Genomic DNA, 16,398 nt, shown 5'->3' with positions numbered 1-16,398 from the left:
GACGAGGAAAACCACGTTTCGAGGTTAAGCCGTGAGCTGGCAAAGCATCCGCATCGAAACCGAACGACTCATCCTTCGCCCGACCTTGGCGGAGGATTTCGAAGGCTGGGCGGCGCTGATGGCCGACGAGGAAAACTCGCGCCATATCGGCGGACCGCAGCCGCGCGCCGTCGCATGGCGCGGGTTTCTCACCATGGCCGGCGCGTGGGCTATCCAGGGCTTTGGCATGTTCTCGGTGATCGAGAAGTCCAGCGGGCGTTGGATCGGCCGATTGGGGCCGTGGCAGCCGGAAGGCTGGCCCGGCACCGAAGTCGGCTGGGGCCTGCTGCGCGACACCTGGGGCAAGGGCTATGCGCCGGAAGGCGCCATCGCAGCGATCCATTGGGCGTTTGACACCCTGGGCTGGGCCGAGGTGATCCACACCATCGCGCCGGACAACACCGCATCGCAGGTGGTCGCGCGCAAACTGGGCTCGACGCCGCGCGGGCCCGGAAAACTTCCCGAGCCATTCCAGAACATCGCCGTCGATATCTGGGGCCAGACGCGCGAGGAATGGCGGAGGCGACACGCATGAGTCACGTGAACCCCGCGCTGTACGCCACGCTGGCAGAGATCGTGCCGGAGCTGCACGTGCATTGCGTGGAGCCGTGGTGCCTGATCGGCAGCGCAGCGGCGTTGCTCGCGGGCGCCGACGTCGGCGTGGCCGATGTCGACGTGCTGGTGTCGCGCAACGATGCCGAGCAATTGATGACGCTGTGGGCCGAGCGCCGCGAACACACCCATGAGCCTGTCAGTGCGGAGCGCTTCCGCTCGCACTTTGCGCGGTTTCGCTTTCCCGGGTTGCCGGTGGAAGTGATGGGTGAGTTGGAGCTCAACCAGGGGGATGGGTGGAAGCCGGTGAAGGCCGGAAAACTCACGCTGGTTGGCTTGAACGGGCTCGCTGTGCCGGTGCCGTCGCTTGAGGATCAGATCCGCATTCTTGAAAGTTTCGGGCGCGAGAAGGATTTGCTGCGCGCTGAACTGTTGCGAGCTTCTGCTTCCTCTCCCCTCCGGGGAGAGGACTGAGGTGAGGGGCGGGTGCTCGCGATGACACATCTACGAAGCACGCTTCGATGGAGCCACGACGCAAGATTGGCCCCTCACCCAACCCTCTCCCCGGAGGGGAGAGGGAAAATCCGCCTCGCATGAGACGCACCTCCATTCCCCAACCCGCCGCCCCCGCGGCCGTTCGTTGACGAGACCCCATGACCGCCATCCCGTACTCCCTCACGGCTCGCCATAAAGGCTTCAACCGCGCCGAGATCGTCGACCAGAACTTCATCGAGTTCGTGCAGCTGTGGCAGGGCGAGGTGCACACACCGCATGGCGACCACGCGCCGGTGCTGCCGGGCAGCTCGCTCGATGCGCGGGGCTTTTGCGAGCTGCTGGAATCGCAGCTCATCAGCCGACATCTCGACCTGATGGCGCGCGTGCTCCGCGTGCAGAACAAGGTCTTCTACACCATTGGCTCCAGCGGCCATGAAGGCAACGCGATGGTGGCGCGCCTGACCCGCCATACCGATCCGGCCTTTTTGCACTACCGCTCAGGCGGTTTCATGGCCGAACGCTTCCGCAAGCTGCCGGGCATGGATCCAGTGATGGATTCGGCGCTGTCGTTCGCCGCGAGCATGGAAGACCCGGCCTCCGGCGGTCGCCACAAGGTGTGGGGCAGCAAGCCGCTCTGGGTGTTGCCGCAGACCTCGACCATCGCCTCGCACCTGCCCAAAGCGCTGGGCACCGCGGTCGCCATCGAGCAGGCGCGTCGCATTGGCCACCAGTTGCCGATTCCGGAGGACAGCATCGCCATTTGCTCCTTCGGCGATGCCTCGTCCAACCACGCCACCGCGCAGACTGCGTTCAACGCGGCGGGGTGGACTGCCTACCAAAAGCTGCCGGCGCCGGTGCTCTATGTGTGCGAGGACAACGGCATCGGCATCTCGGTGAAGACGCCCTCCGGCTGGGTGGCGAACAACTTCCGCCATCGCGCCGACCTCGACTATTTCTTTGCCGACGGCCTGGACCTGGCAGAAGGTTACGCCCAAGTGCAGGCAGCGGTGGAGCATTGCCGCAGCACACGCCGTCCCACCTTTCTGCACCTGAAGACCACCCGCGTGATGGGTCACGCGGGCACCGACTTCGAGATCGAGTGGCGCAGCGTGGAAGAGCTGTTCGCGGTGGAGGCCGGCGATCCGCTGCTGCGCTCGGCCGAGATCGCGTTGTCCTCGGGGCTGTATACGCGGGAGTCGCTGCTGGCGCTGTACGAAGCCACCCGCAAGCGCTGCTTCGAGGCCGCCGAGGATGCCGACCGCCGTCCGCGCCTGACCTCGCTGGAGCAGGTGATGAAGCCGCTGGCGCCGTACACGCCGGCCGCGGTGAAGGCCGAGGCGGAGCGCGCCGACTACCAGGATCGCCGCCTTGCAGCCTTCGGTGGCGAAGACAAGCTCCCGGAGAAGCAGCCGCCGCGCCACCTGGCGATCCAGATCGGCCAGGCGTTGCACGACATCATGGCCAAGTACCCCGAGTCGCTGCTGTTCGGCGAGGACGTCGCGCAGAAGGGCGGCGTGTATACGGTCACCAAGGGACTGCACAAGACCTTCAAGGGCAGCCGCGTGTTCAACACGTTGCTGGATGAAACGATCATCCTCGGCCTGGCCCAGGGCTACGCCAACATGGGCATGCTGCCGATCCCGGAGATCCAGTACCTGGCGTACTTCCACAACGCCTGCGACCAGATTCGCGGCGAAGCGGCGTCGCTGCAGTTCTTCTCCAACGACCAGTACCGCAACCCGATCGTGATGCGCGTGGCCAGCCTGGGTTACCAGAAGGGCTTCGGTGGTCACTTCCACAACGACAACTCGATCGCCGCGCTGCGCGACATCCCGGGCCTCGTGGTGGGTTGCCCCAGCCGCGGCGACGACGCCGCCACCATGTTGCGCACGATGACGGCGCTGTCGAAGGTGGACGGTCGTGTGTGCGCCTACCTGGAGCCGATTGCGCTGTACATGACCAAGGATCTGTACGAGGCCGGCGACGGCCAGTGGCAGTTTGCCTATCCCGCTCCGGGCGAGGCGATGGCGCTGGGCGAAGGTCGCCTTTACCACGAGGATGCGAACGACCTGGTGGTGTTCACCTTCGGCAACGGCGTGACCATGGCGCTTCGCGCCGCGCGCACGATCGAGGCCGAGCTGGGCTGGAAGGTGCGCGTGGTGGACCTGCGCTGGCTGGCGCCGCTCAACGATGCGTTCATCGCCGCGCAGGCGAAGTCGGCCAAGCGCATCCTGGTGCTGGATGAAGGACGCCGGAGCGCTGGCGTGGGCGAGGGCATCATCACCGCCATCGTCGAAGGCGGCAGTGGCGCCACGCCGCTGGAGCGCGTGGTGGGCGCAGACACGTACACGCCACTGGCCGGCGCCGCGCTGCTGGTGCTGCCGGGCGAGGCGGACGTGGTGGCTGCCGCGCGCAAGATGGCTTGATGTCCTGAGGGCGGCGCTGGTGCACCCAACAGTCGCCGCGTCTCCTCCCCATTCGTCATCCCAGCTTTCGCAGGGATGACGTGGTGGATTCGGCTGCGTCCACTCAGCGCCGCCGCAGCCGCCACGCCTCCGCGCCGGCAATGCAGATCAGCAGCCACACCAGCCCACTCGCATAACCGCCGACCACGTCGCTGAGGTAGTGCACCTGGAGCACGATGCGGCTGATGCCGATCACTGTCACCATCGCCACCGCGCCGGCAATCACCCAGCGGTGCCAGCGCTGCGGCAGCAGGCGCAGCAGCACATAGGCCAGCATGCCGTAGAACACCATCGCGCCAAAGGCGTGGCCACTGGGGAAGCTCCAGCCGTGTTCCACCATGAAGCCGTGGCTCTGCAACGGACGGGGACGCTGGAACAGCGCCTTCAGGCCGCTGTTGAGCGGCACGACGCAAGCCATGGCGATGGTCCAACAGGTCGCCAGGCGCAGCTGGCGGCGCAGCAGCAGGGCGGCCAGCACGACCACCGTGGCCGCCGCCACCGAACCCAGGTCGCCCAGATGCGAAACCGCCGCCACCACCTGCAGCGTGGCCGGTCGCATATGGACATGGAGGTCCTGCGCGAGCGCCGCATCGAGACTGGTCAGTCCGCGCGAGGCCACCTCCGTGACGGCCAGCGCGATCGCGCCAAACAGCAGCAACATGGCGAACAGCAGCCACAGCACGGTAGGGCCACGAACGACCTGTGGCTCACGTCCGGCGGTGAGGGCCGCATCGCGCTGGCGACGATTCCATTGCCAGGCAAGGTCGCCGGCCAGCAAGGCCAGCACCATCAGCACGGCCCAGATGGGCATGGCGTTGTCGGCGATCCAGTCGATGGGGTCCTGCATGGGCCTCCTCCGCGGTACGTCCCCCATCATGTCCGCGGGCCGGCCATGCGCCAAGAGCCGTCCGTGGATGTGACTTCCGGTGCTGGCAGGCGGGCACGTTTACCGCGATAGTGCTCGCTTTTCATCCCGGAGCTGTTCGATGTCCCTGCGAATGCTGTCGCCGCGCGTGGCGGGTTGTTGCGCCCTGTTGATCCTTGCCACCCCATTGTGGGCGCAGGACGGCGCTGTCCCGGCGACGCACCCGGTTGCAGCCATCGTTGCGGCCTCGCCGCTGCCCGCCCAGCTGCAGGATTTCGGCGCCTACGTGGACAGCGTGCGCAAGCAGTTCGACGTGCCGGGCATCGCGGTGGCCATCGTCAAGGACGGCCAGGTGGTATTCGAACAGGGCTTTGGCGTGCGCGAGCTCGGCAAGCCGGAGCCGGTGGATGCGCGCACGAAGTTCGCCATCGCCTCCAACACCAAGGCCTTCACCGCCGCGGCGCTGCAGATGCTGGCCGAGGAAGGCAAGCTCGACATGGATGCGCGGGTGACCGACTACCTGCCGTGGTTCCAGATGTCCGACCCCTACGTCACGCACGAGATGCGCGTGCGCGACCTGCTGGCGCATCGCAGCGGTCTGGGCCTGGGCGCGGGCGACCTGCTGTATTGGCCGCCGACGTCGTATTCGACCAAGGAGGTGGTGCAGCGCCTGCGCAACGTGCCGCTAGCCACCAGCTTCCGCAGCGCCTATGCCTACGACAATATCCTGTTCGCCGTGGCGACGCTGGTGATCGAGCAGGTGTCCGGGCAGAGCTACGCCGACTTCATCCGCACGCGCATCCTCCAGCCGGTCGGCATGGATGAGACGCTGGTGGACATGACCTACCTGAAGCCCGGCATGAACGCGGCTACCGGCCATGCCAAGTTCAACTTCAGCGAACTCAAGCCGGTACCGCCGATGGCGTGGTCCAACAATCCTGGCGCGGGCGGCATCTACGCCAGCGTGCACGACATGGCGAAGTGGATGAACGTGCAGCTCGCCGGCGGCCGCCTTCCCAGCGGCAAGGCGCTGTTCTCCGAGAGCAGCCAGAAGCAGATGTGGTCGATGCTCACGCCGATGAAGATCGCCGAGCCGTCCGTGCCGGAGCTCAGTGACACGCGTCCCAACTTCGCCGGCTATGGCGAGGGCTGGTTCCTGTCCGACTACCATGGCCAGCGCCTGGTGTGGCACACCGGCGGTTGGCCCGGCATGGTGTCGCGCGTGACCCTGGTGCCGGATCTCAAGCTGGGCGTGGTGGTGCTGACCAACCAGGAGTCCGGCGCGGCGTTCAACGCGGTGACTTATCGCGTGCTCGACGCCTTCCTCGGTCGTGACAAGAAGGACTGGGTGGCCGCCTATGCGGCCTCGGTGAAGAAGAACGAAGGCAACGCCGACGACAGCTGGAAGCGGCATGAGGCCGCGCGCGACAAGGCCGCCAAGCCGTCGCTGCCGCTGGCCGGCTACACCGGTTCTTTCCGCGACCCGTGGTACGGCGACATCGTGGTCAGCCAGCAGGGCGGCAAGCTGCGCATGAGCTTCTCCAAGACGGCGCAACTGGTGGGAACCATGGAGCCGTGGCAGCACGACAGCTTCATCGTGCATTGGGACGATCGCTCGCTCAACGCCGACGCTTTCGTCACTTACTCGCTCGATGCGGATGGCAAGGTGCGTGAAGTGCGCATGCAGCCGGTCTCGCCGCTGACGGATTTCAGCTTCGACTTCCAGGATCTGCGCCTGACGCCGGTGAAATAACCCGGGGAGTGTTGCCCCCGGCGGGCCGCTTCGCGGCGGCCCGTGCGTCGACCATTCCGCGGGTCTTGCACGTGAATGGGAGACGCAAACCCAATGGCGCTTCAACGCATGAAATTGCGATATGCAAGGCATGCGTTTTTGCGAACGGATTCACCTTTCGTGCATCGTTGCGAAACACATGATGGCGCCGCCGTAGAACACTGCGCCACAGGGGAGCATGTCGCGGCATCACACGATGGAGAGTTCGCATGAGATTGACCCTGATCGCACTGATGCTTGGCGCCGTGGTGGCGTCGTCGTCCGCCCTGGCTGCGCCGATCCAGTACGACCAAGACCATGACCGCTATGAGCAGGACCATGGCCACGACCGTGACCACCGTGACGATGACCGTCGCGACCACGACCGCCACGAAGAAGACCGTCGCGAGGTCGAACACGACCGCCGCGAGGGCGATCACCGCGACTACGTGATCGTGCACGACCGCGGCCAGCACGAAGGCTGGTATCGCCGCGGCGGCTACGTGCCGGTGGAATACCGCGACCACCGCTACGTGGTGGAGAACTGGAACGAATACCACCTCGCGCCGCCGCCGCGCGATTACCAGTATGTGCGCAGCGATACCGGCGAGTTCCTGCTGGTCGCCGTCGCCACCGGTATCATCGCCAATATCGTGCTCTCCCACTGAGTACGAGGGCCGCGCCGACTACAGGCGCGGCCTGCAGTACCGCGATTCCTTTCCGCAAAAAAATTCGAATCGACCTCACGGCGCATGAACGCCGCGCCGTGCACGCTGATCCGGCGTCATGCGCCAGGTGCATAGTCTTTCGCACAGGCGCAGGGGCGCTTGGGGACGTCTTGCGACGACGCGGTCCGCGCCGTATGCGATGACGACAATGGAGAGCACGGCCGCCATTCGGGAAGCCGTCTCCTTGGAACAGACGAATTCGCGCTGGAGGGATCGAAGATGAAATCGTACGGTTTGATCGCAGTCTTGCTTGCGGGTCTTCTGGCGGGCCCCGCCGTTTACGCGCAGCAGGCGTCGGCGCCCGCCGGTTCCACCGGCCAATGCAAGGACGGCAGCTTCACCAGCAACGCGACCAAGAAGGGCGCCTGCTCCGGCCATCAGGGCGTGAAGGAGTTCTGGGGCGCCGCCGGCGCCGCGGCGCCTGCCGCAGCGGCGGAGAAGAGCGCGGCGGCCACCCCGGCGCCGAGCGCAGCGCCGAAGGCCACGCCGGCAGCGAATGGCAAATCCGCCAACGAGCCACCTGCCACGGCGGCGCCGGGTGGTGGGCCGGGCATGGTATGGGTCAATTCGAGCAGCAAGGTCTACCACTGCCCGGGTGACAAGTGGTACGGCAAGACCAAGGCCGGAGCCTACATGAGCGAAGCGGACGCCAAGGCCAAGGGCTATCACGCCGACCACGGCAAGGCGTGCGAGAAGTAAGCGAGCCCTGCCTTGCCTCGTTATTCCCGCGTTCGCGGGGATGACGCAGTCCGAAGCCATGGTTCGATGCATCTCGCGGATGCATTGAGTAAATCGAAAAAAGGGCCGGCGCCTGCCGGCCCTTTTCAATCCAGACGCTTGTGGAACAAGCGAATCGCCAACGTCAGCATGATGACGATGAAGGCGGCCAGCGCCAGGCTGTCCGGCAGCAAGTCGGTCATGTCCGCGCCGCGCAGCATGATGCCGCGGATCAGTCGCATGAAATGGGTGAGCGGCAATAGCTCGGCGATCCACTGCGCCGGGCGCGGCATGCCGTCGAAGGGGAACATGAAGCCCGACAGCAGGATCGATGGCAGGAACACGAAGAACGTCATCTGCATCGCCTGGAACTGCGACTTTGCCCGCGTGGAAATCAGCAGGCCCAACGACAGGTTGGCCAGGATCAGCAGGCTGGACGCCATGTAGACATCCCACAGGCCGCCGCGTATCGGCACGCGAAACAGCCATACGCCGAGCAGCAGCACCACGCTGGTCTGCACCAGACCGATGGCCGCATAGGGCAGCACCTTGCCGATCATCAGCTCGGTGCGGCTCACTGGCGTGGTGATGAGCAGTTCGAGGTTGCCGCGCTCGGTCTCGCGCACGATGGCTACGGCGGTGAACAACACCATGGTCATGGTGAGGATCACGCCCACCAATCCCGGCACAATGTTCACCGGCGAACGCCGCTCGGGGTTGTAGAAGCTCACCACGCTGATCGGTTGTTCGGTCTGCGCGTGGAAGTTGTCCGGTTGGTTGAGCGGGTATTGCGCAAGCTGGACCGCAGCCGCTTGCACCACATTGTCGCTGCCGTCGACCATGACCTGGATCGACTCGCGGCCGTCCATCCTGCGTCGTTCGAAGTCCGGCGGCACGGCGATGCCCACGCTGATGCGCCCCTGCCGCAGCAGATCGATCAACTGCTGCGGGCTCTGCGCGGAGGCGCGTAGTTCGATCACGCCGCTGGCGAGCAGGTCCTGCACGGCGGCGCGCGAACCGCTGGTCTGCGCCTGGTCCACCACGGCCGCAGGCAGGTGGCGCAGATTGAGGTTGATGGCATAGCCGAACAGCATCAACTGCAACACCGGCATGCCCATGATCATGGCGAGCGTGACGCAGTCGCGTCGCAGCTGGCGCAGTTCCTTGATCATGATGGCCCACAGGCGGCGCAGGTTCACGCGAGCTGCTCCTCGCGCCTGGCCTGTCCGTGCGTGGCGACCACGAACACGTCTTCCAGATTGGGTTCGACGCTCGTCACTTCCGCCGTCACGTTGGTCCCGTCGAGGCAGCCGCGCAGCGCATCTGCATCGGCATTACTGCCACGGGTCAGTACGCGCAGCTCGTTTCCGATCTGCGCCACGCTCAACACATCCGGGTGGCTGGCAAGGGTGTCCTTGGCCTGCCGCGGTGAACTGGCGCGCACGAGGTAGGTGCGGCCCTGAAGCTTGGCGGTGAGTTCGGCGGGCGTGCCGTCGGCTACCAGGTTGCCGGTGTCGAGAATGGCCAGCCGATGGCATCGCTCGGCTTCGTCCATGTAATGCGTGGACACGAGTATCGTCGTGCCATCGTCGGCCAGGTCGAACAACTTCTCCCAGAAGTCGCGGCGCGATTCGGGGTCGACCGCGCTGGTCGGCTCGTCCAGGAACAGCAGTTCCGGTTCGTGCACGATGGCGCCGGCCAGCGCCAGGCGTTGCTTCTGGCCGCCGCTCAGGGTGCCGGCAAGCTGTTGCTGGCGGTCATCCAGCCGGTACCAGCGCAACAGGTCGTCCACGCGCGCCTTGCCTGCGCGCTGCGACAGGCCCTGCACGGTGGCGAGGAACTCCAGGTTCTGCCGCACCGACAGGTCGTCGAACAGCGAGAACTTCTGTGTCATGTAGCCGATGCGCCGCTTGAGCGCTTCGGCCTGCTGCGGAATGCGCAGGCCAAGCACTTCGATGTCGCCCTCGGTGGGCGTCAGCAGGCCGCACAGCATGCGGATGGTGGTGGACTTGCCCGAGCCATTGGGGCCGAGGAAGCCGTAGACGCAGGCGCGCGGGACGTCCAGGTCCACCGCGTTGACCGCGGCCAGGGCGCCGAAGCGCTTGGTCAGGTTCCGCGCATGGATGGCCGTGTCGGTCATTCGTGCTTACCCGGGAACACCGCGGAGAGCGGGAAGCCCTGCGGCAGATCCTTGGCGTCCTGGCCGAGCGCGATCTCCGCGAGGTAGCTCAACCGGGTGGCGTCATCGCCACTCAGTGCGTAGTAGGGCGTGAAGGTCGGTTCGCTGCGGATCATGCGGACCTTGCCGTGGAAGCTGCGCTTGCCGTCGTGCAGGGTGACCACGGCTTCATCGCCGACCTTCACCGAGGGGCGCAGCGGCGCAGGTACGTAGACACGGGCGAAAGGCGTGTCGCTCGCGAGCAGGATCACCAGCGGCGTGCCGGGCTGGGCCTGGTCGCCCAGCTTGTAGGGCAGGCTGTCGACGCGCACGTCGCGCGGCGCGGTGAGGTCGAGTTTCTCCAGGTCGACCGCGCGCGAGGCCGCCGTGGCAGTGGCGGCGGCGACGCCGGCTCGCGCTTGCGCGATGTCTTCCGCGCGCGAGCCGTTGAGCAACTGGTCGAGCATCGCGCGGTCGGCGGCGACGGCCGCATCGGCATTGCCGGCGGCGGCCTTGGCGCGATCGAGATCCGCGTCGGCGATGAAGCGCTGGCGGGCCAGGGCGGAGAGCCGTTGGTAATAGGCGTTGGCGTCGCGCGCCTGCGCCTGCGCGCCGACGAGGTTGGCGCGGGCCTGGCGGATCTGTTCCTCGCGCGGCCCGTTCACCAGTTCCAGCAGGGCCTGTTGCTGCTGTTTCAGATCGGCGCGCGCCGAGTCCAGCGCGGCCTGCGTACGGGTGGTCTCCAACTGCATGATGACGGCGCCGGCAGGTACGTATTGGCCTTCGCGCACGTCGATGCGCACGATATGTTCGGCGGCCGGGGCGGGCAGGGTGATTCGGTCGAACTCCAACGTGCCGAGCACCTGGGGCGGCGAGGCTTGGCAGCCGGCCAGCAACAGGAGGCTCGGCAACAGAATCCGGGCCAGGTGACGGTCAATCTTCATGCCGGGGCTCCATGCCATGTCCGAGCAGGGCGAGCGCGTGGTTGGTCAGGGCGTCGATGCCAAGGTCGGCCTGGAAAATCTGTCGCCAGATCGGCGCGCCGGCGGCGGGAAAGAGCGTGAGGCCGATCATCGATACCACCAGCAAGCGCGGGTCGAGCGACGGGTTGAGCTGGCCGCGCTGCTGCGCCATCGCGAAGCGCTTGGCAAGCATTTGCGGCACTTCGGGGCCGATGCGCGAAAGCAGCAGCTCGCGCAGGGCGCCGCCCTCGCACAGCACTTCGCGCACCCACAGGGCAGGGAACCAGGGGTAGGCCTCGATCAGCCCGTACACGCCGCGCACGAAGCCGTGCGCCAGGGCCTGCGGATCGTCACCGGCGTCGACGATGCCGGCGCGCAAGGCGTGCACGGCAGGCATCAGCCGTTCCTCGAACACGGCATCGCGCAGGGCGAGCTTGCTGCCGAAGTAGTAGTTGAGGAGGGCGGGGGTGACGCCGGCCTCGCTGGCGATGCTGCGCAAGGAGGTGGCGGCGATGCCGTCGCGCACGAAACAGGCCAGCGCGGCTTCGATCAGGTGGGGGCGCAGGTCGGGACTGTCGGTGCCCGGACGCCCGGGTGAGCGGCGCGCGCTTTGCCTGCGGCGCGGCGTGGATGGCGTTGGCTGGCTCATGTCTGCTAATTAATCATACATATAATTAATTGCAAGTCATGGATACGTGGGCGTTTTGTCGCAATGGAAAAGGCCGGCAAGGCCGGCCTTTGCGTGAAGTTGGGGTAGACCCCGCACTCGTTCCGTCATTCCTGCAAAAGCCGGAATGACGGTGAGGGCAGATAGGGCGATGCCCGATTGCGTGACGCCCCCTCCCTGGTGAGGAAGAGGGGGCGCCAGGAGCTATCAACCGTTCGGCACAACCGGCAGGCTGATCGAGCTGGCCGTGCCAGGCGTATGCCACACGCGCTGCGTGGCCTTCTGGTAGTCGCCTGCCTTGGCGTCGAAGATGTTCGGCACGAAGGTCTGCGGGTTGCGGTCGTACAGCGGGTACAGGCTGGACTGCACCTGCACCATGATGCGGTGGCCCGGCAGGAACACGTGGTTGGTGGTGGGCAGGCCAAAGCTGTACAGCAGCGGCTGGTCAGGCGTGAGCGCCTGCGGATGCTCGAAGCTGGTGCGGTAGCGGCCGCGGAAGATGTCGAGCGACACCGCCAGCTCGTAGCCGCCCATCTCCGGGTCCGAGGGCACCGTATCCGGGTACACGTCGATCAGCTTCACCACCCAGTCGCTGTCGCTGCCGCTGGTGGAGGCATACAGGTTCACCTGAGGCGCGCCGCCAATGTGCAGGGGCGCGGTGAGCGGCGCGCTGACGTAGGTGAGGACGTCTGGACGTCCATCCACGAAGCGCTGGTCGTTCACCAGCCAGCGCGTCCAGGCGTCGTGGTCGGCGAAATGCGCCGGGCGCGGCTGGTAGGGCACGGGCTTGGCCGGGTCGGAGACGTACTCGTCGTACTTGGCGGCATCCGCGCCCGGCGCATTGAACGACAGGTTGCCGCCGGCGCCGAGATACAGCGCCTTCGGCTTGTTGGCGCAGCCCTGCTCGCAGCTCAGCGGCCAGGACTTGTAGCGGTCCCAGTGGTTTTCGCCGGTGTTGTAGATCAGCACCGGCGGCGTGTTCGCCTTGGGCGCGCCATCGACCAGGTACTGGTCGAAGAACGGCTTGAGCACGTCGCGGCGGAACTGCAGGGAGGTGTCGCCGTCCCACTTCAGTGGGCCGAGCGACGTACCGTCGTAGTTCACCTGGCTGTGGCGCCACGGGCCCATCACCAGGAAGTTCTTGTCGTTGCCCTTGTCCTTGGGTTCGGTGGCCATGTAGCTGTGGATCGCGCCCCACATGTCTTCCTGATCCCACAGGCCCTGCAACCACATGGTCGGCACGGTGAGCGGCTGGGCGGCCATGACCTTGTCCAGCGCCTGTTCCTGCCAGAAGGCGTCGTAGGACGGGTGTTCGTGCAGCTTGCGCCAGTAAGGCAGTTGCTCGAACCCGTTGGCGCGCGCGTAGTCGCCGGCCGAGCCGGCCGCCAGGAAGTTGCTGTAATCGTCGTAGCCCACGCGCGGCGTGGCCTCACCTTTGCCCTTCTGCGCAGTCTGGCCGCGGATGTAGTCGAAGTTGGTCTCGCGGAAGGCGCCGTAGTGGAACCAGTCGTCGCCCATCCAGCCGTCGACCATCGGGCTCTCTGGCGCCGCCACCTTCAGCGCCGGATGCGGATGCACCAGCGCCATCACCACGGTGAAGCCCTCGTAGGAGGAGCCGAGCATGCCGACCTTGCCGTTGGACTCGGGGATGTTCTTCACCAGCCAGTCGATGGTGTCGTAGGCGTCGGTGGAGTGGTCCACCTCGCTGGAGTTGAGCGGGCCGCGCAGCGGGCGCGTCATCACGTACTCGCCCTCGGAGCCGTACTTGCCTCGCACGTCCTGGAACACGCGGATGTAGCCACCCTTGACGAACACCTCGTCGCCCTGCGGCAGGGTCGCGTCCATGTGCGGCGACTGGTAGCGCGCGGCGCGGCCGTCGGCGTTGTACGGCGTGCGCGTGAGCAGGATCGGCGCGTGCTTGGCGCCCTTGGGAATCACGATCACCGTGTGCAGCTTCACGCCGTCGCGCATGGGGATCATCACCTCGCGCTTCACATAGTCGTAGCCGGCGGTGTCCGGCACGAACTTGGCGTGCGGAATATCCGGGGTGAGCGGCGCGGTCTGGGCCTGGGCAAGGCCGGCAGTCAGGGCGACCAGCGTGGCGACGGCAAGCACGGTACGGCGAAAGGGCATGAATCCTCCTGGCGGGCTGGCCGTGGCGGCGGCCGGTCCGGGGTTGATGGGTTAGTGATGACGGGTCCCGTGCCTGACTGTAAGGGAGCGAAGGGTCGGCTCCCAGCATGACTTCCTGCCTAGTCTGCTGCGTGGGCGGGCGACAGGCTGCGGGTGCGCAAGCATGGAGCCGCGGCGACGGCGGGATGCCGGCAGTCTGGTGCTCGTCCTCATCAAGGAAGCCCGGCCATGAAGACCAGCACGCGCGACGACTATCTGCGACGGATCGACCGGGCGGTGGCCTTGCTGCAGGCGGCGGTCGACGCCGGCGGCCAGTTGCCGGTGGTGCCGCAACTGGCCGCCGCGGCGCATCTGTCGCCGTTCCACTTCCATCGGATCTACCGCGCCTTGACCGGCGAAACGGTGGGGGCGACGACAGGGCGCCTGCGGCCGCGCCACGTGGGTCCCTAGGAGGAACTCGACGAATTCACCGACCGCTTCATCGGCGACTGGTGGGCCGCCAGCGGATACGCATTGCGCGAGGAACTGCCGTTCCGGCACTTCCTCGACGATCCGGAGGAGACGCCGCAGGCCCTGCTGCGCGCGGACGTCTATCTGCCGATCGCGCCGGCGGACGAGGTTCAGGTGGAGGATTCGGCCCAAGGGTCATAGCTTCCGAAACACCAGAGATGACCTTCAGGGTCACGGCAGCTGTAGCCGGCGCCGCCGTAATCCTTCTCGGCATAGTCGTCCACGATCACGGCGCCGGCGGCCTTGGCCTGCTCGTAGTGCGCCCGGCCGTCCTTGACGACGACATAGGGGCATTGGGTTTCCATGCCGCCGATCTGATCCGGTTGTGTGAGCTGACGCCCGAACTCGGTGTCGCGTATTGACCCCAGCATCAGCATGCCTCCACCGTAGACAAGCTGCGCATGGGCCACGCCGCCTTCGCCGTCGTCGTAGACCGCATGCCTGGTGAAGCCGAATGCCTGGCACAGCCATGCGATCGCCGCGTGGGCGTCGCGATAGCGCAGGCCGGGGATGATGGTGCTGCCGGAAATGTGTGAACTGGCCATGGGCGTGCTCCTTCGGATGGAGGACCCCAGCTTAGTCCGGGTCGCTGCGTTGTCTTGTCGATTTTCCGAGTGGGGGCTGGCAGGCGCGACTAAGCGTTGCCGTCGTTGTCGACAGCGCGAGGCCACTGTCGCCGCACCAGGGGTTCCAGCTTTTCCTCCAGCCGGGCGCGATTGCGGCCTGCAAGCTTGGCCCGGTACATGGCGTGGTCGGAGCGCTCGACCAGCGCTTCGATGGTGTCATCGGGAAGCCGCATCGCGATGCCGATGCTGACGGTGAGCAGCAGGCCGGAGTCGTTCACCGGGATCTCCAGCCGATGCACGCGGCGGCACAGGCGGGTGGCCACCTGCATGGCCTGCACCTGCTCTATGCCGAACAGCATGGCGACGAACTCCTCACCGCCATACCGGCCCAGCAGGTCGTGCGGGCGCAGCTCGTGGCGTAGCGCGTCGGCCACGGCGACCAGCGCACGGTCGCCGGCGGCATGGCCCTGGCGATCGTTGAGCATCTTGAAGTGGTCCAGGTCCAGGAACAGCAGCGCGACGGGTTGCCCGCTGCCGCTGTTAAGCACCTTGCGCACGCTGTCGCTCCAGGCACGCCGATTGAGCACGTTGGTGAGCGCGTCGTTGTCGGCCAGCTCCTGCACGATGCTGTGGTCTCGACGCATGATCAGGGCGCGGTCTGCCAGGCCCAGCGACAACACCACGGCTGAGAAGGCGCCCACCGCCAGGCCGGCGTCGCCGAGCCAGATCACGTCTGCCAGGGAGCCGTCGAACTGGCTATGCGACAGCGTGGTCAGCGCCAGTAGCGGCGTCCAGCCGGCCAGGAAGAACCACGCGGCCCGCGCGCCACGCACCGCCGACATCACCCCGGCAAGCAACACCAGCAGGGTGCCGATCACCATCAGGGGGCCGAGCAGTACTTGCGCGGTCTCCTGCAGCAGGCCGATCTGGCAAATGCGCAGCAGCACCACCAGCGGCATGCCCACGGCGAGCGCAAGGGTCGGCGTGTGCAGCCACGGGGCGTAGCGGGGCAGTTCGCAAAAGCGCGCCACGAACATCGCGGCAAATGCCAGCGACACCGCCACGGCGGAGGAACCGACCATGTCCGCCGAGCCGGCCAGCCAGGTTATCTCCAGCGGGTGGAACAGGAAGCCGGTCTGCACGCCCTGGATCAGCGCGTAGCAGAGCACGTAGCCGGCGTACCAGGCGAACGTGGCGTCGCGCAGCATCAGCGCCAGGCATAGCGCCATCAGCGACATCGCCAGCATCACCGCAAAGCAGGCGCTGGCGAACACCAGCCAGCGCGCATCATGGCGCAGGAATTCGTCCCAGGATTGCAGTTGGAAGCTCACCGGCGAACTTCGCAGTGCGGTCGGCTCGAAGCGCAGGAGGATCGGGTCGGAGGCGGGTACGCCTGCGCGGATGCGGAAGGCCAGACGTCCGTTGCCGTGCGCGGCGGTGGAAAAGTCTTCCATCGAGAGCGGCGAGGAGGCGCCGTCCCCGGCGATCAGGGTCACCGTCGTGGTTGGCGGTGGATAGATCGACAGTACGCGCTCTTCATCGACCAGCGGGGGTTGGGGTTGCAGCACCACCCAGGTGCCCAGGCCCTGCGGCGGGAAGCGTTGCAGCAGGTTGGGGTCAAAGCTGGCCAGGTCGCCCCGGTGGAAGGCGTCCAGGACGCTTTGCGGCGTGTCCCCCGGGCGAACTTCGCGCGCGGCCCCGGTCAGGGGCGTGTTGGCGTGGACCACGGACGCAAGCAGCCACATGGCAAGGATGCCGAGCATCCGCCAC

15 protein-coding genes and 1 pseudogene are annotated in these 16,398 nt (G+C 66.6%); 8 read left to right on the top strand and 8 right to left on the bottom strand.

The window, feature by feature from the left end; translation table 11 throughout:
- The first annotated feature begins 31 nt into the window (after positions 1-31).
- From DVT68_RS02435 to DVT68_RS02425, 3 genes are all read left to right on the top strand, one after another.
- The gene (locus tag DVT68_RS02435; protein WP_114823456.1) at positions 32-574 is read left to right on the top strand and encodes a GNAT family N-acetyltransferase; all 543 of its coding nucleotides are present in this window, start codon (positions 32-34) and stop codon (positions 572-574) included.
- Complete coding sequence (locus tag DVT68_RS02430) at positions 571-1,065, top strand: nucleotidyltransferase family protein (protein ID WP_114823455.1); 495 nt, start codon at positions 571-573, stop codon at positions 1,063-1,065. The genes DVT68_RS02435 and DVT68_RS02430 overlap by 4 nt, the downstream gene beginning before the upstream one ends.
- A 179-nt stretch (positions 1,066-1,244) precedes the next feature.
- Positions 1,245-3,512 carry a thiamine pyrophosphate-dependent enzyme gene (locus tag DVT68_RS02425; protein WP_114823454.1) on the top strand — a complete coding sequence of 756 codons (2,268 nt, stop codon included), beginning with the start codon at positions 1,245-1,247 and terminating at the stop codon, positions 3,510-3,512.
- A gap of 103 nt (positions 3,513-3,615) precedes the next feature.
- On the opposite strand, the gene DVT68_RS02420 is transcribed toward DVT68_RS02425, so the two are convergent.
- Entirely contained in the window at positions 3,616-4,398 is a 783-nt protein-coding gene (locus tag DVT68_RS02420; protein WP_114823453.1) for a phosphatase PAP2 family protein, read from the bottom strand.
- 139 nt (positions 4,399-4,537) lie between these two features.
- On the opposite strand from DVT68_RS02420, the gene DVT68_RS02415 reads away from it, so the two are divergent.
- The 3 genes from DVT68_RS02415 (at position 4,538) to DVT68_RS02405 (ending at position 7,614) form a co-directional block, all read left to right on the top strand.
- Positions 4,538-6,169: a serine hydrolase gene (locus DVT68_RS02415; protein WP_114823452.1), complete on the top strand. Its 1,632-nt coding sequence runs from the start codon at positions 4,538-4,540 to the stop codon at positions 6,167-6,169.
- Positions 6,170-6,417: 248 nt separating this feature from the next.
- Positions 6,418-6,855: an RcnB family protein gene (locus tag DVT68_RS02410; RefSeq protein WP_233523317.1), complete on the top strand. Its 438-nt coding sequence runs from the start codon at positions 6,418-6,420 to the stop codon at positions 6,853-6,855.
- A 279-nt stretch (positions 6,856-7,134) separates the two neighbouring features.
- Positions 7,135-7,614, top strand: coding sequence for a DUF3761 domain-containing protein (locus tag DVT68_RS02405; RefSeq protein WP_114823451.1), 480 nt, complete (start codon positions 7,135-7,137; stop codon positions 7,612-7,614).
- A gap of 125 nt (positions 7,615-7,739) precedes the next feature.
- On the opposite strand, the gene DVT68_RS02400 is transcribed toward DVT68_RS02405, so the two are convergent.
- The 5 genes from DVT68_RS02400 to DVT68_RS02380 form a co-directional block, all read right to left on the bottom strand.
- Positions 7,740-8,831 (bottom strand): ABC transporter permease, encoded by a 1,092-nt coding sequence (locus tag DVT68_RS02400; RefSeq protein ID WP_114823450.1) that lies wholly within the window; start codon positions 8,829-8,831, stop codon positions 7,740-7,742.
- On the bottom strand, positions 8,828-9,757 hold the full coding sequence (locus tag DVT68_RS02395; RefSeq protein WP_114824350.1) for an ABC transporter ATP-binding protein: 930 nt from the start codon (positions 9,755-9,757) through the stop codon (positions 8,828-8,830). The genes DVT68_RS02400 and DVT68_RS02395 overlap by 4 nt, the downstream gene beginning before the upstream one ends.
- An 11-nt stretch (positions 9,758-9,768) precedes the next feature.
- Positions 9,769-10,734: an HlyD family secretion protein gene (locus DVT68_RS02390; protein ID WP_114823449.1), complete on the bottom strand. Its 966-nt coding sequence runs from the start codon at positions 10,732-10,734 to the stop codon at positions 9,769-9,771.
- Positions 10,724-11,401: a TetR/AcrR family transcriptional regulator gene (locus DVT68_RS02385; protein ID WP_114823448.1), complete on the bottom strand. Its 678-nt coding sequence runs from the start codon at positions 11,399-11,401 to the stop codon at positions 10,724-10,726. Before DVT68_RS02385 ends, DVT68_RS02390 begins: the two co-directional genes overlap by 11 nt.
- A 225-nt stretch (positions 11,402-11,626) precedes the next feature.
- The gene (locus DVT68_RS02380) at positions 11,627-13,552 is read right to left on the bottom strand and encodes a CocE/NonD family hydrolase (RefSeq protein ID WP_114823447.1); all 1,926 of its coding nucleotides are present in this window, start codon (positions 13,550-13,552) and stop codon (positions 11,627-11,629) included.
- A gap of 228 nt (positions 13,553-13,780) precedes the next feature.
- On the opposite strand from DVT68_RS02380, the gene DVT68_RS02375 reads away from it, so the two are divergent.
- Positions 13,781-14,002: a helix-turn-helix transcriptional regulator gene (locus tag DVT68_RS02375; protein ID WP_114823446.1), complete on the top strand. Its 222-nt coding sequence runs from the start codon at positions 13,781-13,783 to the stop codon at positions 14,000-14,002.
- 12 nt (positions 14,003-14,014) lie between these two features.
- Positions 14,015-14,203, top strand: a pseudogene (locus tag DVT68_RS20390) (hypothetical protein); the annotation flags it as partial.
- Here DVT68_RS20390 and DVT68_RS02370 read toward each other — a convergent pair.
- Positions 14,173-14,607 carry a VOC family protein gene (locus tag DVT68_RS02370; protein ID WP_114823445.1) on the bottom strand — a complete coding sequence of 145 codons (435 nt, stop codon included), beginning with the start codon at positions 14,605-14,607 and terminating at the stop codon, positions 14,173-14,175. The pseudogene DVT68_RS20390 and the gene DVT68_RS02370 overlap by 31 nt on opposite strands.
- Positions 14,608-14,696: 89 nt before the next feature.
- Positions 14,697-16,391 (bottom strand): sensor domain-containing diguanylate cyclase, encoded by a 1,695-nt coding sequence (locus DVT68_RS02365; protein WP_114823444.1) that lies wholly within the window; start codon positions 16,389-16,391, stop codon positions 14,697-14,699.
- Positions 16,392-16,398: the final 7 nt, after the last annotated feature.

It is taken from the genome of Dyella solisilvae (assembly GCF_003351225.1).
GTDB lineage: Bacteria > Pseudomonadota > Gammaproteobacteria > Xanthomonadales > Rhodanobacteraceae > Dyella > Dyella solisilvae.
The sequence above is the reverse complement of the archived record's forward strand: the minus strand, read 5'-3'. Positions and strand labels throughout refer to the sequence as shown.